Consider the following 25,323-nt stretch of genomic DNA (forward strand, 5'->3'; position numbering starts at 1 on the left):
CCCTCCGGCACCGCCCGGCCCGTGACCGGCCGCGGCCCCTCCGCCGCGTCCGCCGCCGCCGGGGTCGCCGGCGGCACGTCCTCCCGTCAGCCGGCCGGGCTCAGGTCCAGCTGGTCCTCGGCCACGGCGACGACGCTCCACGTCCGGCCGTCGGCGTCGGTGAGCTCCCACGCCGGCACGAGCAGCGTCGCGCCGTCGGGCGCCGTCAGCAGCGTCACGCCGAGGCGCGCGTCGACGAGCGTCACCTCCTGCACGGGCCACGCGATCGGCGAGCCGGGCGCGGGGACGGGCGGGACGGTCGGCTCGGCCGGGGCAGGCTCCGGCTCCGGCTCGACGGGCATGATCCCGACCGCGTCGTCCGCGACCGCGCCCTCCGCCGCGCCCGCCGCCCGGGCGAACGGCATGACGCCCCCGAACGACGCCCCGAAGCGCGGGTCGTTCAGCCGGTCGACGGCGTCGGCGGCACCGACGACGTCGTACGTGCCGAGCTCGACCAGCGACGCCAGCGGTCCCGACACCGACTGCACACCGTCGCCGGCGAGGCCGACGGACCACGCGACACCCGTCTGCGTCCCGTCGACGACCTGGGTGCCCTGCACCTGGACGAGCCCCGGCACGCCGGTGTCCTCGGCGACCGCGAACTCGTACCCGGCGGTGTCGACGCCCAGCCGCCCGACCAGGTCGCGCGCGGCCGCCACGGCGGCGTCGCCGGTCGGCGTCGCGCCCGGGTCGCACACGCTCGGGTCGGCCGGCGCGGGCCGCGGCGCCGGCAGGATCGAGACGTCGGGCGCGGCGGGCTCCGGCGTCCCTGCGGACGAGCCGTCGACGCCCGCGCCGCCGTCGGTGCCGGCGTCCGTGCCCACGTCCGGCGTCTCCGGCAGCCCCGACCGGCACGCCGACGGGTCGCGCGCCGGGTCGTAGAACCACAGGTTCGCCATGCCGTCGCCGCCGACGGTCACGCTCGCGGCGCTGCCGTCGGTCGTCCCGACGACCCACTGGCCCCACTCGCCGCGCGGCTCGCCCGCGACGCCGAGCACCTCCGCCGCCCGGCGCGCGGCCTCCGCCGTCGCGGCCGACGTCGCGTCGAACGCGAACGCCCGGGCCTGGCCGGCCTCCGTCGGCAGCCCCTCTCCGGCGAAGGTCGTCCGCCCGCCGAAGCCGGGGGCGATCATGCTGCGCGCCGTGTCCGCGGCGGCCGGTGCGGCGCCGCCCACGGTGCTCTCCGTCGCGGCGCCGCCCTGCAGCGCGATCGGCGGTGCGGCCGGCTGGTCCGCCCCCGCCGCGCCGAGCGCGTAGCCCCCGCCGCCGAGCACCAGGGCGCCCGTCGCGACCGCCGCGACCTGCAGCCAGCGGGCCGGGCGGCGCCGGCGCTCCTCGCGGGCGGCGGCGAGCTCGTCCGGGACGGCCGCGGCCGTGCCGACCGCTGCCGTGCCGGCCGCCGACGTACCTGTGGGGACTCCCGTCGCGTCCGCGAGGCGCGCCTGCAGGCGGGGCAGGTCCGGGGTCGTGCCGGCGGCCGGGTCGGCCGCGCGGACGCGCGCCACGGCGGCGTCCTCCGCGGCGGCGTCCGCCGCCACCGCGCCGGCCGGGTCGGCCGTCGTCGGGTCGTCGGCCTCGTCGCGCCGGGGGTCGGCGTCGTCGCGCCGGGCGTCGGCGTCGTGCCGCCGGGGGTCGGCGTCGTCGCGCCGCGGGTCGCGGGTGTCGTCCATGGGGGTCCTCCTGCCGGGACGGGGCGGGCGTCGGCCGGTCCGTGCGGACCGGGCGCCGTCGCCGCTCTCCTGCCCCGTCTGTGTCGCCGGGGGTGCGGGTCTTGCAGCGGCTCAGGCGTCGACGGCGGCGAACGCGGCGCGCAGCCGCGACCGGGCGCGCGAGAGGGCGGCGTCGGCGCCACCGCGTCCCGTGCCGAGGACGGCCGCGAGCGCGTCGCCCGTCAGCCCCTCCCACGCGTGCAGGAGCAGCACCTCGCGGTCGCGCGCGGAGAGCCCCGCCAGCACCGTGCGGACGGTGTCGTCGCGGACGGCGAGGAGGGCCGGGTCGTCCGCGTCCGGCTCGTCGGGGACCTCCGCGACGGGCACGGGCCGGCCCTTGCGGCGGTGGTTCGCGACGACGTAGCCGGCGGTGCGGTAGAGCCACGGCAGCTCGGCGCCGTCCGGCACGTCGTCGCGCCGGCGCCACGCGACCGTCAGGACGTCGGCGGTGAGGTCCTCCGCCTCGGAGCCACCCGCGCGCCGGGCGACGTACCGGTGCACCGCGGTGGCGTGCGCGCGCACGAGGGCGTCGTACCAGGCGGCGTCGTGGGCGGTGCCTGGCTGCCCGGCGGACGCGCCGAGCGGGGCAGGCGCGGCGGGCGCCGCACCGTCGGGGTCCCCCACGGGCTCGCGCCCGTCCGGGACGACGTCGAGGTGCGGAGGGTGCGACGGCACTGCGGCTCCCGGCGGTCGGACGGTGCGGACGTGCGGGCGGCGCGCGGAGCACCGCCCTCACCCCCAGGTGTCGCGACCTCCCCCGATCTTGCACCGCCCATCCGCACCCACCGCTCACGCGACCACGTCGCGGACCCGCTCCCGCTCCCGCTCCCGCTCCCGCTCCCGCTCCCGCGAACGGCATACCGGTGAGCCTCCCGCGGCTGGGAGAGGGACCGGTATGCCGTTCGGCGTGGGACGGGACGGGATAGGACGGGAGGAGCGACGCGTCAGAGGCCGTCGGCCACCACGGCGGTCGCGCGCAGCCACGCGTCCCGTGTCGACGGGCGCAGCGCCGCGTGGTCGATCGGCCCGCCCGTGACGAGCGCCCGGTCGTGCGGCACCTCGACGACGGCCCGCGTCAGCGCGCCGAAGTGCGAGCGCAGGCGCTGGCGCAGGTCCTTGTCGACCTTCGGCTCGGGGAACGACAGGATCGTCACGGCCTGCCGGACGAGCTCCTCGTGCCCGGTGGCGCGCAGCGCGTCGAGCGCCCACGCCGCCGACTGGGCGGTGTCCTCGCGCAGCGTCGAGACGACGACGAGCTGGTCGGCCGTGTCGACGGCGGCCCGCCAGTTCGAGGCCCGCATGTTGTTGCCCGTGTCGACGACGAGCACCCGGTAGAACTGCGACAGGACCGTGTGCAGCGAGCGGAACGACTGCGCGTCGACGCTCGACACGGACGCCGCGTTCTCGTCGGACGCCAGCACGTCGAACTGCTCGTTCGGCTGCGTGCGCACGTACGCGTCCAGGTCGCCGATGCGCAGCGTGCCGCGGCCCGTGAGGTCCGGCAGCGCGTGCAGCAGGTCGACGGCCGTGCGCGTGTGGTCGGCGTGCGACGAGCGCCAGCCGAGCGTGCCGCGCGTCTCGTTGTTGTCCCACGCGAGCGTGTACCCGCCGCGGTGCAGCCCGAACGTCGCCGCGAGCAGCATCGTCGCCGTCGTCTTGTGCGCGCCGCCCTTGGGGTTGACGACGACGACCGTGCGGGGGCCGTCGAACGTGCGGCGGACCGCCTCGACCTGCGAGCGGCGCACCCGCTCGGCCCGCCCGGGCGCGGGCTTCACCGCGCCGAGCGTCAGGCGGCGGACGGTGCGCTGCCAGCCCTGCTCGGCGGGGCCCGCGTGCGCGGGGTGCCGGGCGGCGAGCAGGTCGTCGAGCGTGGGCAGCGACGTGCCGGCGACGGCCGGGGTCGCGCCCGTCGCGGGACCGCCGCGGCGGCTGACGGCGGGCGTCGCACCGGTGGCGGCGGCGCCGCGCCGGGTGGCGGGCGGTGCGGCGGGGGCGTCCACCGCGGGCGTCGGCCCGCTCGCCGCGGGCTCCGGCGACGTGGCGACGACGGGCGTCGGCCCCGACAGCGCGGGGTCGGCGGGCACGGGGTCGGACGGCACAGGGGCGCCGGGCGCGGGGTCGGCCGTCGCGGCGACGGGCACCGGCGTGCCGCCGGCCGGCACGGGACCGGTCAGCGGTGCGACCTCGTCGGCGTCGGCGGCCTCGTCCACGCGGCCGTCGGGGTGGATGAGCAGCGCCCACAGGCCGTCCGGGTCGCGGACCTCGACGGGCAGGGCACGCCCGGCCTCCTGCGCGAGGGCCGCGATGCGCGCGGTCATCTGCGCCCCCGCCTCCGCGAGGTCGGCCGCCGCGATGCGCTCGAGCACGCCGTCGACGGAGATCTCCCCCGTCCCGTCCTCGCGCACCTCCGCGACGATGTGGGGCAGCGCCCCCGCCGTCGCGTCACGCGTGGCCACGTCGCCGCCGCTGTCCGTCATCGGTCCCCTCCGTCCTGCGAGCCCGCGGCGCCCCGCAGATGGCACGCCGGGACCCGTCCTGCCCTGCAAATCCTGGACGAACGTATCGTTCCTCCCCCTCGCGCGCACAACGGGCAGCACGGGGACCGCGGGCAGGAGGACGCGGGCACGGGACGCCGCCAGGGCGACCGCGGGCACGGGGACGGCAGGCCCGGCCGGGGACGGGCCGGACGGCTACTCCTCGGTGTCGACCTCGAACCACACGGTCGTGCCGCCGTCCGGCTGGCGGGCGGAGCCCCACGCCGACGACAGCGCCTCGACGAGGGCCATGCCGCGGCCGTTCGGCGCGGTCGGCTCGGGGTGCCGCACGCGGGGCGTGCCGCCGCCGCGGTCCGTCACGGCGACGCGCACGACGCTGCCGTCGACGCGCACGGCGACCTGCACCGGCTCGCCGGCGGGGCCGTGCACGACGGCGTTGGACACCAGCTCGCCGGCGAGCAGCTCGATCACCTGGTTCGCGGCGCCGCCGACGCCCGCGCCGGCGACGGACCGCATCACCCAGTGACGCGCCTGGCGCGAGGCGCTGCGCTCGGCGAGCACGACGAGCTCGTCGTCGAGGAGGGGCGGCGGCGCACCACGCCGCCGTCCGCTGCGGAGGTCCCGGACGTCACCCACGCCCCCCAGGGTGCACGAGACGGGCCGGTCCCGCCGGTCGGCCCGCGTGCCGGACACCGGTCCGACTGCCGGTGCGGGCGGACGACGCGGCCCGGGATCCCGCCGGCGCACGGACGACGGCACAGGTCAGCGCACCGGGCGGGTCGGCGGCACCCAGCCCTGGGCCGGCATGCAGATCCACAGCAGCGGGTAGATGACGAACGGGCTGCCGGGCAGCACGAAGAGCAGAAGCAGGGCGACGCGCGCCGCCCAGGCGGGCACCCCCAGCCGCAGCGCCACGCCGGCGCAGACCCCCGCCAGCAGCCGGCCCGCGTAGGGGCGCACCAGCCCGGCGCGTGCGAACGCGTCGCGGATCCCGTCCATGTGACTCCTCCGTCCCGGTGCGGACCGTCCGCACCCGACACCCCCGAGCCTCCCGCGCCGCGCGCGCGGGCGCCTCCGGGTCCGCCCCGGAGCCGACCCCGACCTGCGGCGCAGGCCCGTCGGGGTGCCCCGGCCCGCCCGCCTGAGGTACCTCAGGCCCGCCGGGGGCGGCCTCAGGCGCGCACCACCCGATCCGGTCGGCCAGGACCCGGCGACCGACCGATCCGCGCACCCCCGCCTCACGGGCAACGTCAGGGTCGTGCCGGAGCGCCCGCCGCCCGGCCCGCACGGACCGACGAGGGAGGACGACATGAGCACCACCATGTGGGGACCGGCGCTCGACGCCGAGCTCGCGTACCGCCGCGAGCGCGTGCAGGACGCGCTCGGGCACGGCCGCACCACCGCGCGGGGGCGACGCCGCGCCCGGACCGACGCCGCGGCGGCGCCCGCCCGCGCAGGTGCGAGCCGCGCGCCCGGGCGTCGGTGGGTGCTGCCAGGATCGGGGGCGTGGCACGCGGCCCGATGAGCACCCCGTTCGTGGCGCGCGCGGCCCAGGTCGCCCGGCTCGCCGAGGCGCTGGGCCGCGCGCGCGCCGGCACGCCGTCGCTCGTCCTGCTCGGGGCGGACGCGGGCGTCGGCAAGACGCGCCTGGTCCGCGAGGTCGCGGCGCGCGCGGCCGCCGAGGGCGCGCGCGTCGTCACGGGGCACTGCGTCGACCTCGGCGAGATCGGCCTGCCGTACCTGCCGTTCGCGGAGGCGCTCGGCGCGCTGCACGCGCTCGACCCGGACGCCGTGCGCGCGGTCGTCGCGTCGCGTCCCGCGCTCGCCCGGCTCGCCGGCGACGGCACGGTGGCGCCGCCCGGCGACGACGCCGCCGACCGCCTGCAGCTGTTCGAGGGCGTCGTGGAGGCGCTCACCGGCTGCGCGTCGGCCGAGCACCCGCTGCTGCTCGTCCTCGAGGACGTGCACTGGGCCGACGCGTCGAGCCGCGACCTGCTGCGCTTCCTCGTCTCCCGCCTCACCGTGCAGCACGTGCTCGTCGTCGTCACCTACCGCACCGACGACCTGCACCGGCGCCACCCGTGGCGCCCCGTCGCCGCCGAGCTGGCCCGGCACCCGCGCACCGAGCGGCTGCCGCTCGACCCGTTCACCGACGACGAGCTGCGCGCGTTCGCCACCGCGGTCGCCGGCGAGCCCCTGCCCGACCCACTGCTGCGCCGCGTCCGCGAGCGCGCCGAGGGCAACGCCTACTTCACCGAGGAGCTGCTCGAGGCGGGCGCGGACGGCGACGAGCTGCCGTGGTCGCTCGGCGACGTGCTGCGCACGCGCGTGGAGCAGCTCGAGCCGGGGCCGCTGCGGCTCGTGCAGCTCGCGTCGGCGGCCGGGCGCCGCGTGGACGAGCCGCTGCTGCGGGCGGCCGCGCGCGCCGACGGCGACGCCGCCCTGCGGGAGCCGGGGGCGGTGGACCGGGCGCTGCGGGACGCGGTGGCACAGCACGTGCTGGTCGTCGAGGACGGGCGCATCGCGTTCCGGCACGCGCTGCTCGCGGAGGCCGTCTACACGGATCTGCTGCCGGGTGAGCTGAGCGGCGTGCACCGCGCGTACCTGCGCGCCCTGGACGCGGACCCGGGCGTCGGGACGGCGGCGCAGCGGGCCGCGCACGCCGTGCGCGCGCCCGACCTGCCGGTGGCGCTGCGGGCGTCGTGGGACGCGGCGCTGCAGGCGCACCGCGTGCTGGCCCCGACGGAGGAGCTGCGGCACCTCGAGGTCGTCCTGCGGCTGTGGGACGCGGTGCCGGACGAGGCGGCGGGCCTGCCGGAGGACCGGGCGCGCGTGCTGCTGCGCGCCGCGGGCGCCGCGAGCCGGTCCGGCGCCCCCGACCGCGCCGTGCAGCTGGCGCGCTCCGCGCTGGAGGCGCCGGGCACGCCGCCGGACGAGCTCCCGGCCGTGCGCACCGCTCTCGCGCGGCACCTGCTCGGCGTGGACGACGTGCCCGCCGCGCTGGCGGAGGCGACGCGGGCCGTCGCGGACCTGCCCGACGCGCCGACCCCGGAGCGCGCGTGGGCGCTCGCGACGTACGCGCGCGCCGCGGTCAACGCCGGCCGGGAGGACGAGGCGGAGCAGCTGGCGGCCCGCGCGGTGGAGATCGCGCGCGCGGTGGGTGCCGCGGCCGCGGAGTCCGACGCGATGGCGACGCTCGCGGTCGCCGAGCGGCTGGACCACGCGCTGTCGACGCGGCTGCTGGCCGAGGCGCTCGAGCGGGCGGTGGGCGCCGACGACCGCGCCACCGAGCTGCGCATCCGCTACAACCTGGCGTCCGCGCACTACGACGTCGGCGACCTCGACCGGGCGGCCGCGGCGTCGCGCGCCGGGCTCGACCGGGCGCGCGCGCTCGGCATGGCGTGGGCACCGCACGCCGTCGACCTGCACGCGCTCGACGCGACCATCCGGTACACCCGCGGGGACCTGTCGCCGCGCGTGACCGGGCCGGCGGACGACGACGTCCCCGAGTTCGGCGCGGCGCTCGTCGCCGCCGCCGACCTGTGGGCCGCCGTGGCGCGCGGCGACGCCGACGTGGTGGAGCGCGCGCGGGCGCTCGAGCGGTGGTGGGACCGCGACCCGCTCGTCGCGCTGCTCGCGGGCGGCAACGCCGTCGACGCGCTCACGTGGCAGGGCCGGCCCGCCGAGGCCCGCGCGCTGCTCGACCGCGTCGACGCGCACATGCGCTCGGTGTGGCCGGAGATGTACACCGGCGGCATCCGCATGAGCGCGCTCGCGCTCGCCGCCGTCGCGGACGAGGCCGCCGCGCGGCGGCTCGCGGGCGCGCCCCTCGACGACCTGCTCGCCGACGCCGACGCGCGCCTCGACCGCGCCGAGCGGACCGCGCAGGGGCGCCGGCCGCGCTCCGGCGGCATCGGGCCCGAGGGCCGCGCGTGGCTCGCACGCGCACGGGCCGAGCACGCGCGCGCCGTCGGGTCGGCCGACCCGGCGCCGTGGGGGGTGACGGTCGCGGAGTTCGGCTACGGCCACGCGTACGAGCAGGCGCGGTCGCGGTGGCGGTGGGCGGAGGCGCTGCTGCGCGCCGGCGACCGGGCCGGCGCGTCCGAGCAGGCGGCGGCCGCCCTCGCCGCGGCGGACGGCATGGGCGCGGCGCCGCTCGCGTCGGCGGTGCGCGACCTGGTGCGCCGGGGCCGGCTCGACGTCGCGGGGGTGCGCGGCGGGACGGCGGACGTCCTGACCGCGCGCGAGGCGGAGGTGCTGGCGCTCGTGGCCCAGGGCCTGTCCAACCGGCAGATCGGCGAGCGGCTGTTCATCTCCGGCAAGACGGTGTCCGTGCACGTGTCGAACGTGCTCGCCAAGCTCGGCGCGTCGGGGCGCACGGAGGCGGTGACGGTCGCGCACCGCCGGGGGCTGCTGACGCCGACGCCCTGACCCGCGCCCTCCCCTGCCCTCTCCCGCCCTCGGGGGCGTGACCTGGGCGGATGTCGGTGGCCGGCCCTACGGTGTGAGCCATGGCACAGAAGGCAGCGGCGGTCGAGCTCGACGTGCGCGGGCGCACGGTCCGCGTCACGAGCCCCGACCGGGTCGTGTTCCCCGCACGCGGGCTCACCAAGCTCGACGTGGTCGAGTACTTCGTCGCGGTGGGCGAGGGCATCCTCGGGGCGCTGCTGCACCGGCCGACGACGCTGGAGCGGTGGCCGAAGGGCGTGTTCGAGGGCGCGCGCATGTCGACGCGGCAGGACAGCAGCGGCGACGCGTTCTACCAGAAGCGTCTGCCGCAGGGGGCGCCGGACTACGTCGAGACGGCGCGCATCGCGTTCCCCAGCGGGCGGACGGCCGACGAGGTCGCGCCGACCGAGGTCGCCGTCGTGGCGTGGGCCGCGAACCTCGGCACGCTGACGTTCCACCCGTGGCCCGTGGTCCGCGACGACGTCGACCGGCCCGACCAGATCCGCATCGACCTGGACCCGCAGCCGGGCACCGACTTCGACGACGCCGCACGCGTCGCACCGCACGTGCGCGAGCTGCTCGCCGAGCACGGGCTCGAGGGCGTGCCGAAGACGTCCGGCGGGCGCGGCATCCACGTGTTCGTGCCGATCGAGCCCGAGTGGACCTTCACCGACGCGCGGCGCGCCACCATCGCGTTCGGCCGCGAGCTGGAGCGCCGCATGCCGGACGAGGTGACCATGCGGTGGTGGAAGGAGGAGCGCGGGCAGAAGATCTTCGTCGACTACAACCAGATGGCGCGCGACCGCACCATCGCGTCGGCGTACTCGATCCGCTCGAACCCGCGCGCGACCGTGTCCGCGCCGCTGCGCTGGGACGAGGTCGGCGACGTGCACCCCGACGACTTCGACGTGCTGACGATGCCGCAGCGCTTCGCCGAGGTCGGCGACCTCTTCGCGCCGCTGGTCGCGCACGAGACCCCGCGGTACCGGCTGGACTCGCTGCTCGAGCTGGCCGACAAGCAGGAGCGCGACGAGGGCCACGGCGACCTGCCGTACCCGCCGGAGTACCCGAAGATGCCGGGCGAGCCGAAGCGCGTGCAGCCGAGCAAGGACCGTGACCGGCCGCGCTGACGGTCGGGCGCCGAGCGCCGCCGGCCGCACCTCCGCCGCGCCGTGACGACCGCGCCATGGGACAGCACCGTGACGACCGCACCGTGACCACAGCACCGGGCGCGAGCCTCCCGTACCGCAGCGCCACCGCGCGCTGGGTGCTGCTCGCGACGGTGCTGGGCTCGGCGCTCGCCTTCGTCGACGCCACGATCGTGACGATCGCGCTCCCGGCGATCGCGGACGACCTCGGCGCGACGACCGCCGGCCTGCAGTGGACGGTCAACGGGTACGCGCTCACGCTCGCCGCGTTCCTGCTCCTCGGCGGCGCGCTCGGCGACCGGTTCGGGCGGCGGCGGGTCTTCCTCGTCGGGGTCGCGTGGTTCACGGTCGCGTCGGTCGCGTGCGCGCTCGCCCCCACCGTGGGCGCGCTCGTGGCCGCGCGCGTGCTGCAGGGCGTCGGCGGCGCGCTGCTCACACCCGGGTCGCTCGCGATCCTGCAGTCGACGTTCGCCGGCGAGGACCGCGGCCGTGCGATCGGCGCGTGGTCGGGGCTCGGCGGTGTCGCCGGGGTGGCGGCGCCGTTCCTCGGCGGGTGGATCGTCGAGGTGGCGTCGTGGCGGTGGGCCTTCGGCATCAACGTGCCGCTCGCGGCCGTGGTCGTCGCGGTGACGCTGCGGCACGTGCCCGAGTCCGCCGACCCCGGCGCCGCACCGCGCACGGACGTCGCCGGGTCGGCGCTCGCCGCGGTCGGGCTCGCCGGCGTCGCGTACGGCTGCACCGCCTGGGCGGAGCCGGGCGCCTCGCCCGTCGTCGTCGCCGGTGCGCTGGCCGCCGGGCTGCTCGCGCTGACCGCGTTCGTCGTGGTCGAGCGCCGGTCGACCGCGCCGCTGGTGCCGCCCGCCCTGTTCGCGTGGCGCCCCTTCACCGGCGTCAACATCGCGACGCTGCTCGTCTACGCCGCGCTCTCCGGCATCGGCTTCTTCCTCGTCGTCACCCTCCAGGTCGTGAGCGGGTACCCGCCGCTCGCCGCGGGGCTGGCGTCGCTGCCGACGACGCTGCTGCTCCTGCTGCTCTCGCCGCGGGCCGGCGCGCTCGGCCTGCGGCTCGGGCCCCGCCTGCCGATGACCGCCGGTCCCGCGGTCGCCGCCGTCGGCACCGTGCTGCTGGCCGGCGTCGGCGCCGACGCGCCGTACGTCACGCACGTGCTGCCGGGGGTCACGCTGCAGGGGCTCGGGCTCGCGCTCACCGTCGCGCCGCTGACGACGACCGCGCTCGCCGCCGCGCCCGACCACGCCGCCGGGGTGGCGAGCGCCGTCAACAACGCCGTCGCCCGCGTCGCGTCGCTGCTCGCCGTCGCCGCGCTGCCGCTCGTCGCGGGCGTCGGCGCGGGCCTCACCGACGCCGCCCGGCTGGCCCCCGCGCACCGCACCGCCATGCTCACGTGCGCGGGCCTGCTGCTCGCGGGGGCGGCGGTGTCGTGGTGGACCGTGCCGCGCACCGCGGCGGGGGTGCGGCCGCCGACCGGGTGAGCGACGGCGCTGTCGGCGGGCGACGGTACGGTCGCCGACGTGAGCAACGGCGCCGAGCCCTCCCGCGGCCTGCCGGTGCCGCTCCCGCCGTGGAGCGGCAGCCAGCTGCGCCGCCTCGGCCGCGCTCTGCGCGAGGGCGAGGCGAGTGCCGAGGGTTGCCCGTCCTACCCCGACGTGATGCTGCACTACAACGACCTCGCGACAGCGGTGAACGATGAGCTGCGCGCCCTCGATTGGGACAGCCTCCTCGGCCCCGCCGGCCGACCGCAGATCACGAGCCGTGCGAAGACGCTGACGACGCTGACGAGCTGGTCCGCGACCCGGGGACCCCCCTCGGGAACGTGCAGGTCAGAGGCGTAGAGTCGCGCCCATGTCCGGCTTCGTCATCACCTACCACCGCCGCACCGGCGCGACGGAGGTACAGGAGTACGCCGGCCCGACCGGCCCTCGCGACGCTCTGCAGCGTCGGCTCGAGCTCGAGGGCACGGCCGCACAGGACGTGGAGATCGTGTCACTCGTCAGCGACTCGATCGAGACGGTCAGGCAGACGCACTCCCGCTACTTCCAGCGCGAGCTCGCCGCGTCCTGAACCGACGAGCCGCGGCGGCGGGCTCCTCAGCCGCGGTACTCGTAGTGCCAGTACTCGGGGTTCGAGCCGCCCTGCCGCGCCCACGCGGGCGACACCCACCCGTACGTCGGCCCGTTCGCGACCAGCCACGCGCTGGCGGCGGAGTCCCAGCCGTACGTGCACGGGAGCTCGGGCACGTCGATCGCCAGGCCGGTGCCGTGCGACGACGTCCCCGGCACCGCGGCCACCGAGCCGAGCGCCGCGCGCATGGCGACCTGCGTGTCGAGGTCGCGGTAGGTGAGGTCGAGCGCGAGGTCGTGCCCGAGCGCGGCACGGAACGCGACGTTGAGGCGCTCGAGCGCCGCCGCGGCGTCGGAGCGCAGGTAGAACGGCGTGCCGCGCGAGTCGCGCGTCCACGACACGGCGCTCAGCGCCGACGCGGGCAGCCGGCCGTTGCTGCCGTCCCCGCCGTCGGTCGGCGGCGAGGTGTAGAAGGCCGGGCCCGAGTACGTCGTCGCGCAGGACCGGTCCGCGGGTGCCGGGGCAGCGGGGGCGCCGGGCGACGTGGTCCGTGGCCGGGACGCCGCGGCGGCAGCGCGCTCCGCGGCGGCGCGCTCCGCGGCCTGCGCGGCCTCGTGCGCGGCGACGGCGTCGACCACCACGCGCTCGGCACCGGCGACCTCCGCCGCGAGCGCGCGCAGCCGCACCGCCGACGCGGTCCCCGCCTCCTGCTCCGCGGCACCGAGCACCGCCGCGAGCGCCTGCCGGACCGCGTCGTCGCCGACCCGCTCCGCCGACGACGCGAGCGTGCCGCCCGCCTGCGCCACCGCCGCGTCGAGGGCCGCACGCGATCCCGTCCGCACCGACGCGGCGCCGGCCGTGCCGAGCACCGCCGCACCCACCGCCGCGGCGGACCGGTCGGCGTCGACCGCGAGCGCGGCGGCCGCGACCCGCTCGTCGGCGGCCGCGCGCAGCGCCTCGTCCTCGGCGCGCCGGTCGACCGTCCACGCCCACCCGCCCGCGGTCACCCCGAGGGCCAGCGAGGCGACGGTGACGACGGTGACGGCAGCGCGGCGGATGTCGGCCTCCGGTGGTCGGGACGCGTCCGCGGGTGAGGCGGGCGAGGGCGGCGGGCGGGCGACGGAGCCAGGGCCCGGCGGGCGCACGGACGCCGTCCACCGTAACGGCGGCCCTCGGACGGCGCCCCGCGGGCGGGCGGCGCGCCGGTCCGGGGACGTCGTTCCTCACCTGTCCGAGGGCTCAAGGCCGTCGCCACGGACGCCGATGCCTCAGGCATGCACTCCGCCTCGCCGACCCTCCCGGCGGGGACCGCACCGGTGGCCGCGACCGGCGCCGGCCCCGTCCTCGCCCGTCCGCTCACGCCGTCCGAGGTCGCGCACCTCGACCGTCTCCGCGCGTGGCTGCAGGACGACGGCGTCGACGTGCACGACCCCGCCGCCCTCGACGCGCGGTGGGTGACGCTGCTCGCGACGCACGCCGCCGACGCCCCCGCGCCCGCCGCCGCGATCGGCATCGCCGTCGGCGACGTCCTCGTGCGCTCCGTGCCGGGCGCGGTCTGGATGATGTGCCCCGGGCCCGACGGCGCGACGCCCGGCGTCGTCGCCGACGGGCGCGTGCACGCCCCCGTCCTCGCCGTGCTCGACGCGCACGCCCGCTGGCGGCTGCGCACGCCCGAGTGGACGGTCGACTACGTGCGCCGCGCGACGGTGCACCTGGACCCGTCGGCCGGCACCGCGCCCGCCGCGCCCGTGGCCGAGGCCGTCGCCGTGGCTGCCGTGCCGGACGACGCGGCCCCGCTCGGCACGGGCCACGACGCGGCGTGGGAGGTGGACGCCGACGCCGCGTGGACGGGTCCGGCGTCCGTGCTCACGACGCCGGCGGACCCGGCGGCCGCCGAGCTCGTGGTGCCCGGGCTCGCCGCGGAGCACGGCGACGACCTCCCCGTCCCCGCGCCGGCCACCTGGGAGCCCACGTCGCCCGAGGGGGCAGCCCCGGAGCTCGTCGTGCCCCGCCTCGCCGACCCGGACGCGGACCACGGCACGGACCCCGACGCCGCCGCCGACGCGCCGGCCTGGGAGCCGGTCGAGCCGGCACCGGCGTGGTCGGGGTGGGCGCCCGTGCAGGCCGCCCCGACGCCGAGCGCGCAGGTCGACCCCGCGCCGCTGGACCCGCTGTCGCCCGCGTGGCGGCCGGCCACGCTCGCACCCGCGGTGCCCGCGTGGGCCGTCGCCGCGCAGACGGCCCCGGCGTCCGACGTGGCGAGCACGCCCGCGGAGGCGGACGTCGTCACGTCGTCGACCCCCGTCGTCGCGGCGCCCGGCACGTCGTCCACCCCCGCGGTGGCCGCCCCGGTGACGTCCTCGACGCCCGCCGTCGTGCCCGCCTCGACGCTCACGCCCGAGGACCTGCCGCACCGCCCCACGTCCCACGTGCAGGACCTCGCGCTGCGGGCGCTCGAGCACGCGCTCGAGCAGGCCGTCGCCGACCCGCGCGGGGTGGCGCCGTTCGTGCTGGTGCGCGACGGCGAGCGCTTCGACCTCACGTCGTTCCCGCACGGCGAGGCCGGCACGCTCGAGGCGCGCGAGCACGCGCGCCGGTGCGGCCTTGCGGCGGCCGCGGTGGGCTGGACGTCGCCCGCCGACGCCGTGCGCCCGTACCCGCGCGTCGTGGTCGACGCGTCGGCGGTCGGCGAGCCGGGCATCCGCGTGGCGCACGCGTTCGTGCACGACGCGGCCGGTGGTCGCGAGGTCGGCGGCCCGGAGGTCGTGGGCCAGGCGGCACCCGTCCTCTGAGGCGTCGGCGCCGTCGCTCAGGCGACGGGCTCGGCCGGCTCGGCCGCCGCCTTCACCTTGCCGTGCCGCACCTCGGCGCCGCCCATGAGCGACACGATGCGCACGTCGAGCAGCGGCGCGTCCGGGTCCGACGGCGGGTCGGTCTTGTCCTCCCACCCGCCGAGCAGCGGCAGGCCGCTCGTGCGGACGCGCCACGTGCGCGGCACGCGGATGTCGACGCCGCCCCAGAACACGAACACGTCGATGCGCGCGGTCCCGACGACGTCGGCCTCGCGCAGGTCGAGCGAGATGCCGCCCATGATCGCGGTGAGGCTCGCGCCGGTGAACCGCTGCGACCGCGTCCGCGGCTCGGCGCCCCACCAGAACGCGAACGACGTCACATGGTCGGCGTCGCCGCCGGACGACCCGGTGCGCAGGAGGATGCCCAGCCCGACGGCGACGACGACCAGCGGCCAGAGCGCCGACCACACGTCGGGCTCGACGACGTCGAGCTGCACGAGCAGCAGCACCGCGCCGACCGCGGCGACCACGGCCGGCCCGACCCACGCGCGCGGCACCACCAGCGCCGACACGACGCCGAGCGCGATCAGGGCGAGCGGCCACCACGTCGCGACGAGGGCACCGGGGTCGACGTCGAGGACCTCCGTGCGGTCGAGCAGCAGCACGACGCCCACCGCCACGACGAGCAGACCGAGGAGCACCTGACCGGGCGGACGTCGCTGCATGGTCGTGACCGTAGCGCTCCGCGCGCGCCCGCGGCAGTGCTCCTCGCCGGGCCGTGGACGACGGCAGGACGGGAGGCCGCCGGTCGCGGCGACGCCGTGCCGGCCCTAGCGTGGCCGACGTCCGAGCCGCCGCACCCGCGGCGCGTCCGACCTGGAGGTGGCCCGATGAGCAGCCCGATCCCCGACCCCGGCGCCGTGCCGGACGAGCCGCAGTTCACCGACGTCCCGGGCGACGACGTCCAGCCGGACGACCCGCGCGAGGAGGAGCCGCTGCCCAGCGACGACGCCCCACCGGCCGTCCCCGACACGGCCGACCCGGACGACCTGCCCTTCCCCGGCGGCGCCAACCCCTCGTGACGGGTGTCGGCGGCCGGTCGTAGCGTGCCGTCATGACGACGGACCCGGCGCCCGCGGGGCGCGCCGACGCGCACGGCACCGACGACGTGCACCCGGACGGCGTGCCCCCGGACGGCGTCCACCCGGACGGCGTCCCGGTGGGCGACCCGCACGCCGCGGCCGAGGCGCGCCTGCACGCGGTCGCGGCCGCGTTCGTCGACGTGCCGGGCGTGGTGGTGCCGTCCGCGGGGCGCCGGCACTTCGGCACCGCGACGCTGCGCGCGCACGGGCGCATCGCCGCCTTCACACCGGGCGCCCACCTCGTCGTCAAGCTGCCGCGCGACCGCGTCGCCGGCCTCGTGGCGTCCGGGGAGGGGCTGCCCTTTCCGGACGACCGGCCGCCCATGCGCGAGTGGGTGCAGATCGTGTCGGACGACCCGGCGATGTGGCACGGGGCGGTCGCGGAGGCGCTCGCGTTCGTCGGCGGCTGACGGGACGCGCGCCGCCCGGGCCCCGGCACGACGACGGCGAGGAGAGCACGTCTCCTCGCCACTCTCAACGTATAGCGCACCCCGGGTCTTGCGGCAAGACCCGGGTCGTGGCGGAGCATGTCGGGCCTCGACCCGATCGGAGCCGTCCATGACCACCACCACGAGCGCCTTCCGCCTGCCCGAGAGCCTCGCCGCCAAGGCGGCACCATCCCTGGTCGCCGCCGACGACGCCCACCTGGCCGCGGTCGCCGCCAGCGTCGAGCGGTCCGTCGCCGAGCTGTCCGCACGCCTCGACGCCGCCCGCCGCGCGCCCGCCCGCTCCGGTCAGCGGGCGCTGGACCGGGACGCCGAGGTGCACCGCACCACGGCCCGGCTGGGGACGCTGCGCCGGTTCGGCCTGGAGATGTGCCTCGGGCGCATGGTGCCCGCGGACGGCTCCGACCCCGTGTACGTCGGCCGCGTGGGGCTGACGGACGACGACGGGCGGCGCCTGCTCGTGGACTGGCGCTCCCCCGCCGCCGAGCCGTTCTTCGGCGCCACGCACGCCGACCCGATGGGGCTGGCGAGCCGGCGCCGCTACCGCTGGACCGGTGGGCGCGTGAGCGACTACTGGGACGAGGTCTTCACCGCCGAGGGTCTCGAGGACCGTGCGGCGCTCGACGACCAGTCGGCGTTCCTCGCCTCCCTCGGTGCGAGCCGGTCGGAGCGCATGCGCGACGTCCTCGGAACCCTGGCGGCGGACCAGGACGCGATCATCCGCGCCGGGTCCCGCGGCACGCTCGTCGTCGACGGCGGCCCGGGCACCGGCAAGACGGTGGTCGCGCTGCACCGCACGGCGTACCTGCTGTACTCCGACCCGCGGCTGGGGCACCGGCGGGGCGGCGTGCTGGTCGTCGGCCCGCACGAGCCGTACCTCGCGTACGTCGCCGACGTGCTGCCCGGCCTCGGCGAGGAGGGGGTGCGCACGTGCACGCTGCGGGACCTCGTCCCGGAGGGTGCGGCGGCCGTCCCCGAGGCGGACCCCGAGGTCGCGCGCCTCAAGGCGTCGGCGGCGATGGTGCGCGCGGTCGAGCCGGCCGTGGCGTTCAGCGAGCGTCCGCCGACCACCGGCCTCACCGTGGCGACGCCGTGGGCCGACGTCCGCGTCCGGCCGACGGACTGGGCGGACGCGTTCGCCGCCGTCGAGGTCGGGACGCCGCACAACGAGGCGCACGACCAGATCCGGGACGCGCTGCTGGACCTGCTCGTCGACCGGTACGCCGACGAGGACGCCGACGAGGACGGCGACGAGGACGGCGACGTCCCCGCGGAGGGGCTGCGGCGCGCGCTCGGCCGGGACCGGGAGCTCGAGCGGGCCCTGCACCGCGCGTGGCCGCTGCTCGACCCGGCCGAGGTCGTCGCCGACCTGTGGTCGGTGCCCGCCTACCTGCGGCTCTGCGCCCCGTGGCTCACCCCGGAGGAGGTGGCGCTGCTCCGGCGCCCCGACCCCCGCGCGTGGACGACCGCGGACCTGCCGCTGCTCGACGCGGCCCGGCACCGGCTCGGTGACGCGGAGGCCGGCGCCCGCGCCCACCGGCACCACACGGCGGTCGCCGCCGAGCGCACCCGCCGCGCGGACGTCGCGGACGACCTCGTCGCGACGGACGACTCGGAGATGCTGCTCATGTGGATGCTGCGGGAGAAGGACCTGCAGGCGGCCCTCGTCGACGCCGAGCCTCCGTCCGGCGGTGACCGCGACCCGCTCGCCGGGCCGTTCGCGCACGTCGTCGTCGACGAAGCGCAGGAGCTCACCGACGCCGAGTGGCTGATGCTGCTGCGGCGCTGCCCGTCGCGCAGCCTCACCGTCGTCGGGGACCGCGCGCAGGCCCGCCGCGGCTTCCCCGAGTCGTGGGCCGAGCGGCTCGCGCGCGTGGGTCTCGACCACGTCGAGGTCGCGACGCTCGGCATCAGCTACCGGACGCCCACCGAGGTGATGGCGGCGGCGGAACCGGTGATCCGGGCGGCGCTGCCCGACGCGAACGTGCCGACGTCGGTGCGGGCCACCGGCGTCCCGGTGACGCACGGGCGGACGGCCGACCTCGACGCCGTGCTGGACGCGTGGCTCGCCGCCCACGCCGAGGGCGTCGCCTGCGTCATCGGCGCACCGGCGGACGTCGCGCCCCGCCCGCGCGTGCGCTCGCTCACGCCCGAGCTCGCGAAGGGGCTCGAGTTCGACCTCGTCGTCCTCGTGGACCCGGACCGGTTCGGCGACGGCGTCACCGGGGCGGTCGACCGGTACGTGGCGATGACCCGGGCCACGCAGCGGCTGGTGGTGCTGACGAGCGACTGACGCGCACCGACGCCCGCGGCCCGGCCCCGGGACGACGACGGCCCCGCACCGGTGAGGTGCGGGGCCGTGGGTCCGTGAGCCGCCTTGGGGAATCGAACCCCAGACCTTCTCATTACGAGTGAGACGCTCTGCCGACTGAGCTAAGGCGGCGCTGTCGTCGCAGCGACCCGAGGGCCACCGGAACGGCGAGCGCGCCCACTGTACCCGGCGTCCCGCCCGAGTCCCAAACTCAGCAGCGTGCGCCGTCGGCCGGGGGCGTGCCGGTCAGCAGGTAGGCGTCGACCGCGTCCTTCACGCACGCGTTCGAGCGGCCGTACGCGGTGTGCCCCTCCCCCTCGAACGTCAGCAGCACGCCGGACGAAAGCATGTCCGCGAGCGCCTGCGACCACGCGTACGGCGTCGCCGGGTCGCCGGTGGTGCCGACGACGAGGATCGGCGCGGCACCCTCGGCGGCGTACGAGTCGAGCGCACCGACCTCCGGCACGGGCCACTCGGCGCACGCGGCGCCGCCGTAGGAGAAGAACTCGCCGACCGTCGGCGCGGCCTCCGCGATCCGCTCCGCCTCGGCGCGCATCTCCGCCGGCGCCGCGGGGGCACGGTCGTCGAGGCAGAGCACCGCGGTGAACGCCTCGTTCTGGTTGGTGGGGTACGTGCCGTCGGGCTCGCGCCCGTAGTACTGGTCCGCGAGCTGCAGCAGCGCCGTGCCGTCGCCCGCCCGCATCGCGCTCGTCAGCGCCTGCGTCAGCACGGGCCACGACTGCTGCGCGTACAGCGGGGTCGCGACGCCGCTGAACGCGAGCGCGACCGTGAGCTCGCGGTCGCCGCTCGTGCGCAGGGGGTTCGCGCGGATCCGGTCGAACAGCTCGCCGATCTGCGCCATGCCGGCGTCGACGTCGCCGGTCAGCGGGCAGTCCGCCCCCGCCTGGCAGTCCGCGACGTACGCGCGCAGGGCGGCCTCGAACCCGGCGGCCTGCCCCGCGGCGACCTCGCCGGAGTCGAGCGTCGGGTCCATCGCACCGTCGAGCACGAGGCGGCCGACCCGCGCGGGGAACAGCGCCGCGTACGTCGCCCCCAGGTCGGTGCCGTAGGAGTAGCCGAGGTACGTGAGCGCGTCGTCGCCGAGCGCGGCGCGCAGCACGTCCATGTCACGCGCGGCGCTCGCGGTGTCGACGTGCCCGAGCAGCGGGCCCGTCCGCTCCAGGCAGGCCTCGCCGTACGCGGCGTTGCGCTCGACGGCCTCGGCGATGCCCTCGTCGGTCGTGAAGTCCGGCACCCAGGCGGTGAGCTCGTCGAGCTCCGCCGGCTCGACGCACGTCACCGGGGACGACGCCTGCACGCCGCGCGGGTCGAACGCGACCAGGTCGTACGCCGCCCGCACCTCCGCGCTGACCAGCACCTGGAACGACGGCAGGAAGTCGATCGCGGACCGCCCCGGCCCACCCGGGTTGACGAGCAGCGACCCCACGGGCTCCCCCGACGTCGCGGGCACGCGCCGCAGCGCGAGCGTGATCGTGTCCCCGTCCGGCTGCGACCAGTCGAGGGGCACCGTCGCCTCCGCGCACTGCTGCGACCCGCACGCCGTCCACTCGAGCTGCTGCTCGTAGAACGGCGCCAGCGCCGGGTCGACGCCCGCGCTCGCGGACGACGACGCGTCGGACGTCGGGGCGGTGGCCTGGTGCTTGGGCGACGGCGTGCACGCGGCCAGCCCGAGGGCGACCAGGACGACGAGGACGCACCGGCGCAGGACGGGAGGCGTCGGCATGGCGCCTACGGTATCCCGCACCACCGACGCTCCCGGCGGCCCGTCAGCCCTGCGGGTGTCAGCCCTGCGGGCGCAGCGCGATGGCCATCGCTTCCACCGCGAGCAGCGGGGCCACGTTGCCGGCGAGCCGCGTGCGCGCCTGCCCGACGGCGTCCATCCGGCGCAGCGTCTGCTCCGGCGTCGAGCCGGCCGCCAGCGACCGCACGGCGTCCTCCTGCTCGACGTTGACGAGCTCCACGTCGGCGCCGAGCTGCACGACGAGCACGTCCCGGTACAGGGAGAGCAGGTCGACCATCGCCCGGTCGAGCACGTCGCGCTGCGCCCGGGTCGCGCGGCGCTTCTGCTCCTCCTCGAGCGCCTTGACCTGCCCGCGCAGCGCGGGCGGCAGCGTGGTCGCGCCCTCCGCGCCGAGCGAGCGCAGCAGCGCGTTCTTCTCCGTCGCGTCGCGCTCCTCCGTCGCAGCCTTCGCGTCGGCCTGGGCCGTCTCGACGAGCGCACCCGCCGCGAGCACCGCGTCGCCGACGCCGCGCACGCTCGTGGCGATGCCGAGCACGGCGGCACGCCGCTCGCGCGCCTGCGGGTCCCGGGCGAGGCGCCGGGCGATGCCGACGTGGCTCTGCGCGGCGCGCGCGGCGACGACGGCCGTGCGGTGGTCGACGCCGTCGCGGCGCACCAGCAGCTCGGCGACCGCCTCGACCGGCGGCACGCGCAGCGCCACCGAGCGGCTGCGGCTGCGGATCGTGACGAGGACGTCCTCGGGGCTCGGCGCGCACAGCAGCCACACCGTGCGCGCCGGCGGCTCCTCGACCGCCTTGAGCAGCACGTTCGCGCTCTGGTCGTTGAACCGGTCGGCGTCCTCGACGACGATCACGCGCCACCGCCCCTGCGACGGCGACCGCTGGGCCAGCTCGACGAGGGGGCGCGTCGTGTCGACGCGGATGAAGACGCCCTCGGTCGCGACGAGCGTGACGTCGGGGTGCGTCCCGCCGAGCACGGTCGTGCACGCGTGGCACGTCCCGCAGCCGCCGCGCTCGCACTGCAGCGCCGCCGCGAACGCGCGCGCCGCGTTCGACCGCCCCGAGCCGGGCGGGCCGGTGAGCAGCCACGCGTGCGTCATCGCCGACGGGTCCTCGACGGCGTGCCGCAGCACCGCGACCGCCGGCTCCTGCCCGACGAGGTCGTCCCAGACGCTCATCCGTCGATCCCCCCGCCGGCGACGACGGGCACGTCGGCGCCGCCCGCGGGGACGTGCGTGCTGCCGTCGGCGGCCGCACCGGCGCCCGCGTCCGCACCCGCGAGCAGCGGCGCCAGCCGGTCGCGCACCGCGGCCGCGAGCACGTCGGCCGGCTGCGTCGCGTCGAGCACGAGCCAGCGCCCCGGGTCCGCGGCCGCGCGGTCGAGGAAGGCCCGGCGCGTGCGGCGGTGGAACGCGTCGCCGGCCGACTCCAGCCGGTCGGGGTCGCCGGTGAGGCGGGCCAGCCCGACGGCCGGGTCGAGGTCGAGCAGCACCGTGACGTGCGGCAGCAGGTCGTAGGTCGCCCACAACGACAGGCGCTCGACCTCGTCCGCGCCGAGCCCCCGGCCGCTGCCCTGGTACGCCACGGAGGAGTCGAGGTACCGGTCGGTGAGGACGACGGCACCGCGCGCGAGCGCCGGCCGCACGAGGCTCGCGACGTGGTGCGCGCGGTCCGCCGCGTACAGCAGCGCCTCCGTGCGGGGGTCGAGGTCCTCCCCGTGCAGCACCGCCTGGCGCAGCTCGCGGCCCAGCGGGGTGCCGCCCGGCTCGCGCGTCACGACGACCTCCCGCCCCCGCTCGGCGAGGTGGTGCCCGAGCAGGGCGACCTGCGTCGACTTGCCGGCGCCGTCGCCGCCCTCGAACGACACGAACACGCCCGCCGGTGCGTCGGCGCGCGCGTCGGGGCGGGCGTCGGCCGGGCGGTCCTGGGTCACGGCGTCAGGCTAACGCCCACCCCGGACACTCCCCGCCGCAGCCCCGGCGGCGCCCGGACGCGCGCACGCCCCGGCACCCGTGGGGTGCCGGGGCGTGGCGACGTGCCGGTGGTCAGGCCGTGGGCTCGCCCGGGTACGTCACGCCGATCTGCCGGCGGACCTCGTCCATCGTCCGCATGACGTCGAGCGTGCCCTGCCAGCTCATGCGCGGGCTCTCGGTGTCGCCGGCGGCGACGCGGCGCGCGACCTCGGCGGCCTCGTACTGCAGACCGCGCGCGTACGGCTGCTCGAACGTCCACTCCCGGCCGTCGCGGCGCGCGACGCGGAACTGCGTCGGCCCGTAGAAGCTCCCCGCGACGCGGATGTAGCCCTCGGTGCCGGAGATCGACGAGGTCGTCGGCGTCTTCGACCACATGGTCGTGTGCAGGGTCGCCTGGACCTGGTCGCCGTACTCGAGCACCATCGAGATCTGCCCGTCGACGCCCGTCGGCGCGAGCTGCCCGACCGCGTGCACCCCGGTCGGCACCCCGAGGAAGTCGTGCGCCCACGACACCGGGTACACGCCGAGGTCGAGCAGCGCGCCGCCGGCGAGCTCGGGCGCGTACAGGCGGCTGCTCGCGTCGAACGGGAAGAACTGGCCGTGGTCGGCGCGGATGTTGACGATGTCGCCGATCTCGCCGGCCTCGATCACCTGGTGCAGCGCGGAGACGTGCGGCAGGAACCGCGTCCACATCGCCTCCATGACGAACACGCCGGCGTCCTTCGCCGCGGCGAAGACCTCCTCCGCCTCGGCGGCGTTGCGCGTGAACGACTTCTCGACGAGCACGTGCTTGCCGGCCTTGATCGCGAGGAGCGCGTGCTCGCGGTGCTCGGAGTGCGGGGTGGCGACGTAGACGGCGTCGACCTGCGTGTCCTCGACGAGCTCGCGGTAGCCGACGTGCGTCGTCGGGATGCCGTGCGCGGTGGCGAAGCGCTCGGCCCGGTCGCGGTGGCGCGACCCGACGGCCACCAGCTGCGCGCGCGTGAACTCGCGCACGGAGTTGGCGAACGTGGAGGCGATGTTGCCGGCGCCGAGGATTCCCCAGCGGATCGGCGGAGCGGAACGGGGGTCCTCGGTGCGAGCTGCCATGCCGCCAACCTAGCGGGCGACGGCGCGACACGTCCGGGTGACGCCCCACCCGGCGAACGCGGCCAAGCCGGGCTCGCATGACGGGCCGAGCCGGCCGCGACCCCGGGATCGTGCCGCGTCCGACCCACGGTCGTTCGCACGATCACGGCCTCGTCGACGGGCCGTCCCGCAGTCGGGCACGCCGCGGCACCAGGTGGTGGCGCACAGCCGCGGCGACGCCGCCCCGGTGCACGTCGCCGGCCGTGAAGCGGAGGAGCAGCGCCCCGGTCGCGACGATCCTGTTCTGGCGCTCCCGGTCGCGGTACAGCGCCTCCGGTGTGCTGTGCGGACCCGCCCCGTCGATCTCGGCCACGAGAAGACGACCGTCGTGGAGCACCCACCCGAGGTCGCCGCGCGCGAGCACGCGGCCCGACGCGTCCCTGACCGCGACCTGGAGGTCGTGCGGCGGGATCCCGGCGTCCCGGCACTGCAACCGCGCCCACGTCTCGAGCGGCGACTGCGCACGACCGTCGACGAGGTCCCACCAGCTCGCGGTAGACGCCGCTCCACGCCGCCCACGGACCGCGTCCGCGACCCGGTCGACGTCGTGCGCACGGATGAGCCCGCGGTGGATCGCCGAGTCGAACACCGCGACGGCGTGGTCGCGCGACAGCTCGGGGACGGCCTGAGCGAGAGCCGTGAGGGGGTCGACCAGACGCGCATGCCCGCGTCGCACGGTCGACGCCCCGGTGTCGAAGCAGCGGACGACCACGCCACCGCGTGCGGCGCGGTACGAGGCTCCGGGCAGCGCCGCCTCCGGCCGGATGGTGGCCGGTAACCCCTCGACGCCGTACATCGCCAACGCGCACGCGCCCACCGCGATGCCCCGGTCCACGCCCACGGCCAGCAGCGCGGACCACGCCGCACGGCGTCGCACCCGGGACGGGTCGTCGGCGCGGTGGCCGACCGACCCGTCCACCAGCGCGCCGGTCGCGTCGTCCACACCGCGCAGCACCGGCACCAGGACGCCGGCACGCCGCAGCGCGCGACGCCGCTCGGACGTCACGCCGGCCTCGTCGCACTGCCGCGTCGCGAGCAGACCCTCCTGGCGGTGGGCGAGCCGCAGCAGGACGTCCGGAAGGGGTGTCGGCCGTCGCACGCACCGACCGCACCAGCACCCCGGCCGCCGTGGTGTGCACGGACGCATATCGGTGGACGTCGGCGCGACTGCGAGAGCTGGGGACGGTTGGACGCGCCGGCGTCGGGACGTGCTCTGATCCGCCTTGCGAGATGAGTTGACGACGATCCTGCGATCGTGCAGCCGTGCCGACCCCGGACCCAGCACGATCGCGGGGTCGCAACTCGATCGTCTCGCCGCCGCGTCAGATGCGTGAGAGCGCCATCCCGATGGTGCGCGGGCCGTGGCGACGAAGCCGTGCCGGGCGTACAGGCGGCGGCCCGGCTCGTCGGCCATGAGGGTGACGTACGGGTCCGGCGGGGCGGACGCACGGATGCGGTCGAGCAGCCACGTGAGGATCGCGTCGCCCAGGTCGCGGCGCTGGTGCCCGGGCAGGACGGCCATGTCAACGACGTGGAAGTACCAGCCGCCGTCGCCGATGACCCGTCCCATGCCGACCCGGTGCCCGTCGCCGTCGACGACGTGCACGGCCGCCCACCCGCCGGGCAGCGCGGCGACCGCCTGCGCGCGCGTGCGCGGCGTCAGGCCGGAGAGGCGACGGAGGTCGAGGTAGGCGTCGACGCCGGGCGGTCCCTCGACGAGGCGGTACGGCGCGGGCAGCGGCACGACGCCAGGCTGGTGACGACGGACGACCACGCGGTGCGCGGCCACCGACGCGCCCGCGGACGGGCCGAGAACCGGCCGTTGCACAGCACCGCGGCCGGACGGTGCTG

22 protein-coding genes and 1 tRNA gene are annotated in these 25,323 nt (G+C 77.9%); 10 read left to right on the forward strand and 13 right to left on the reverse strand.

Annotated features, from left to right (window positions below):
• Positions 1–86: 86 nt before the first annotated feature.
• From ACFUMH_RS05210 to ACFUMH_RS05230, 5 genes are all read right to left on the reverse strand, one after another.
• The gene (locus ACFUMH_RS05210) at positions 87–1,709 is read right to left on the reverse strand and encodes a hypothetical protein (RefSeq protein WP_378201448.1); all 1,623 of its coding nucleotides are present in this window, start codon (positions 1,707–1,709) and stop codon (positions 87–89) included.
• Positions 1,710–1,820: 111 nt separating this feature from the next.
• Complete coding sequence (locus ACFUMH_RS05215; protein ID WP_378201451.1) at positions 1,821–2,423, reverse strand: RNA polymerase sigma factor; 603 nt, start codon at positions 2,421–2,423, stop codon at positions 1,821–1,823.
• 269 nt (positions 2,424–2,692) lie between these two features.
• Positions 2,693–4,225, reverse strand: coding sequence for a chromosome partitioning protein (locus ACFUMH_RS05220; RefSeq protein WP_378201454.1), 1,533 nt, complete (start codon positions 4,223–4,225; stop codon positions 2,693–2,695).
• Positions 4,226–4,438: 213 nt separating this feature from the next.
• Positions 4,439–4,879: an ATP-binding protein gene (locus ACFUMH_RS05225; RefSeq protein ID WP_378201457.1), complete on the reverse strand. Its 441-nt coding sequence runs from the start codon at positions 4,877–4,879 to the stop codon at positions 4,439–4,441.
• A gap of 126 nt (positions 4,880–5,005) precedes the next feature.
• A complete protein-coding gene (locus ACFUMH_RS05230) occupies positions 5,006–5,242 on the reverse strand; it encodes a PspC domain-containing protein (RefSeq protein ID WP_378201460.1) in 237 nt (78 codons plus the stop codon).
• Between the two features lie 310 nt (positions 5,243–5,552).
• On the opposite strand from ACFUMH_RS05230, the gene ACFUMH_RS05235 reads away from it, so the two are divergent.
• From ACFUMH_RS05235 to ACFUMH_RS05260, 6 genes are all read left to right on the forward strand, one after another.
• Positions 5,553–5,768, forward strand: coding sequence for a hypothetical protein (locus ACFUMH_RS05235; protein WP_378201463.1), 216 nt, complete (start codon positions 5,553–5,555; stop codon positions 5,766–5,768).
• Positions 5,750–8,674, forward strand: coding sequence for an AAA family ATPase (locus tag ACFUMH_RS05240; RefSeq protein WP_378201466.1), 2,925 nt, complete (start codon positions 5,750–5,752; stop codon positions 8,672–8,674). Before ACFUMH_RS05235 ends, ACFUMH_RS05240 begins: the two co-directional genes overlap by 19 nt.
• Positions 8,675–8,754: 80 nt before the next feature.
• Entirely contained in the window at positions 8,755–9,822 is a 1,068-nt protein-coding gene (gene ligD, locus ACFUMH_RS05245; RefSeq protein WP_378201469.1) for a non-homologous end-joining DNA ligase, read from the forward strand.
• 83 nt (positions 9,823–9,905) lie between these two features.
• Positions 9,906–11,330 carry an MFS transporter gene (locus tag ACFUMH_RS05250; RefSeq protein ID WP_378201473.1) on the forward strand — a complete coding sequence of 475 codons (1,425 nt, stop codon included), beginning with the start codon at positions 9,906–9,908 and terminating at the stop codon, positions 11,328–11,330.
• Positions 11,331–11,369: 39 nt separating this feature from the next.
• Positions 11,370–11,690, forward strand: coding sequence for a hypothetical protein (locus ACFUMH_RS05255; protein WP_378201476.1), 321 nt, complete (start codon positions 11,370–11,372; stop codon positions 11,688–11,690).
• A 10-nt stretch (positions 11,691–11,700) separates the two neighbouring features.
• On the forward strand, positions 11,701–11,919 hold the full coding sequence (locus ACFUMH_RS05260; protein ID WP_378201478.1) for a hypothetical protein: 219 nt from the start codon (positions 11,701–11,703) through the stop codon (positions 11,917–11,919).
• Between the two features lie 26 nt (positions 11,920–11,945).
• On the opposite strand, the gene ACFUMH_RS05265 is transcribed toward ACFUMH_RS05260, so the two are convergent.
• Positions 11,946–12,926 carry a D-alanyl-D-alanine carboxypeptidase family protein gene (locus tag ACFUMH_RS05265; protein WP_378201481.1) on the reverse strand — a complete coding sequence of 327 codons (981 nt, stop codon included), beginning with the start codon at positions 12,924–12,926 and terminating at the stop codon, positions 11,946–11,948.
• Between the two features lie 267 nt (positions 12,927–13,193).
• Here ACFUMH_RS05265 and ACFUMH_RS05270 point away from each other — a divergent pair, with 267 nt between their 5' ends.
• Positions 13,194–14,711 carry a hypothetical protein gene (locus ACFUMH_RS05270; RefSeq protein WP_378201484.1) on the forward strand — a complete coding sequence of 506 codons (1,518 nt, stop codon included), beginning with the start codon at positions 13,194–13,196 and terminating at the stop codon, positions 14,709–14,711.
• Between the two features lie 17 nt (positions 14,712–14,728).
• Here ACFUMH_RS05270 and ACFUMH_RS05275 read toward each other — a convergent pair whose 3' ends face one another.
• Positions 14,729–15,436, reverse strand: a complete 708-nt coding sequence (locus ACFUMH_RS05275) for a LiaI-LiaF-like domain-containing protein (protein ID WP_378201487.1) — start codon at positions 15,434–15,436, stop codon at positions 14,729–14,731.
• Between the two features lie 165 nt (positions 15,437–15,601).
• Here ACFUMH_RS05275 and ACFUMH_RS05280 point away from each other — a divergent pair, with 165 nt between their 5' ends.
• The 3 genes from ACFUMH_RS05280 to helR all read left to right on the forward strand — a co-directional run bounded on the left by ACFUMH_RS05280 (position 15,602) and on the right by helR (position 18,592).
• On the forward strand, positions 15,602–15,793 hold the full coding sequence (locus tag ACFUMH_RS05280) for a hypothetical protein (protein ID WP_378201490.1): 192 nt from the start codon (positions 15,602–15,604) through the stop codon (positions 15,791–15,793).
• Between the two features lie 32 nt (positions 15,794–15,825).
• The gene (locus tag ACFUMH_RS05285) at positions 15,826–16,263 is read left to right on the forward strand and encodes a hypothetical protein (RefSeq protein WP_378201493.1); all 438 of its coding nucleotides are present in this window, start codon (positions 15,826–15,828) and stop codon (positions 16,261–16,263) included.
• 148 nt (positions 16,264–16,411) lie between these two features.
• Positions 16,412–18,592 carry an RNA polymerase recycling motor ATPase HelR gene (helR, locus tag ACFUMH_RS05290; protein WP_378201496.1) on the forward strand — a complete coding sequence of 727 codons (2,181 nt, stop codon included), beginning with the start codon at positions 16,412–16,414 and terminating at the stop codon, positions 18,590–18,592.
• 77 nt (positions 18,593–18,669) lie between these two features.
• Here helR and ACFUMH_RS05295 read toward each other — a convergent pair.
• The 6 genes from ACFUMH_RS05295 to ACFUMH_RS05320 form a co-directional block, all read right to left on the reverse strand.
• A tRNA-Thr gene (locus ACFUMH_RS05295) sits at positions 18,670–18,742 on the reverse strand.
• A 79-nt stretch (positions 18,743–18,821) separates the two neighbouring features.
• Positions 18,822–20,354, reverse strand: a complete 1,533-nt coding sequence (locus ACFUMH_RS05300; RefSeq protein ID WP_378201499.1) for an alpha/beta hydrolase — start codon at positions 20,352–20,354, stop codon at positions 18,822–18,824.
• Positions 20,355–20,412: 58 nt separating this feature from the next.
• Positions 20,413–21,549 carry a DNA polymerase III subunit delta' gene (locus ACFUMH_RS05305; protein ID WP_378201502.1) on the reverse strand — a complete coding sequence of 379 codons (1,137 nt, stop codon included), beginning with the start codon at positions 21,547–21,549 and terminating at the stop codon, positions 20,413–20,415.
• Complete coding sequence (gene tmk, locus ACFUMH_RS05310; RefSeq protein WP_378201505.1) at positions 21,546–22,304, reverse strand: dTMP kinase; 759 nt, start codon at positions 22,302–22,304, stop codon at positions 21,546–21,548. Before tmk ends, ACFUMH_RS05305 begins: the two co-directional genes overlap by 4 nt.
• A 112-nt stretch (positions 22,305–22,416) precedes the next feature.
• Entirely contained in the window at positions 22,417–23,433 is a 1,017-nt protein-coding gene (locus ACFUMH_RS05315) for a Gfo/Idh/MocA family protein (protein WP_378201508.1), read from the reverse strand.
• A gap of 142 nt (positions 23,434–23,575) precedes the next feature.
• Positions 23,576–25,216, reverse strand: coding sequence for a GNAT family N-acetyltransferase (locus ACFUMH_RS05320; protein WP_378201510.1), 1,641 nt, complete (start codon positions 25,214–25,216; stop codon positions 23,576–23,578).
• Between the last annotated feature and the right edge of the window lie 107 nt (positions 25,217–25,323).

The sequence above is a fragment of the Cellulomonas sp. NPDC057328 genome (assembly GCF_042667215.1).
Lineage (GTDB): Bacteria > Actinomycetota > Actinomycetes > Actinomycetales > Cellulomonadaceae > Cellulomonas.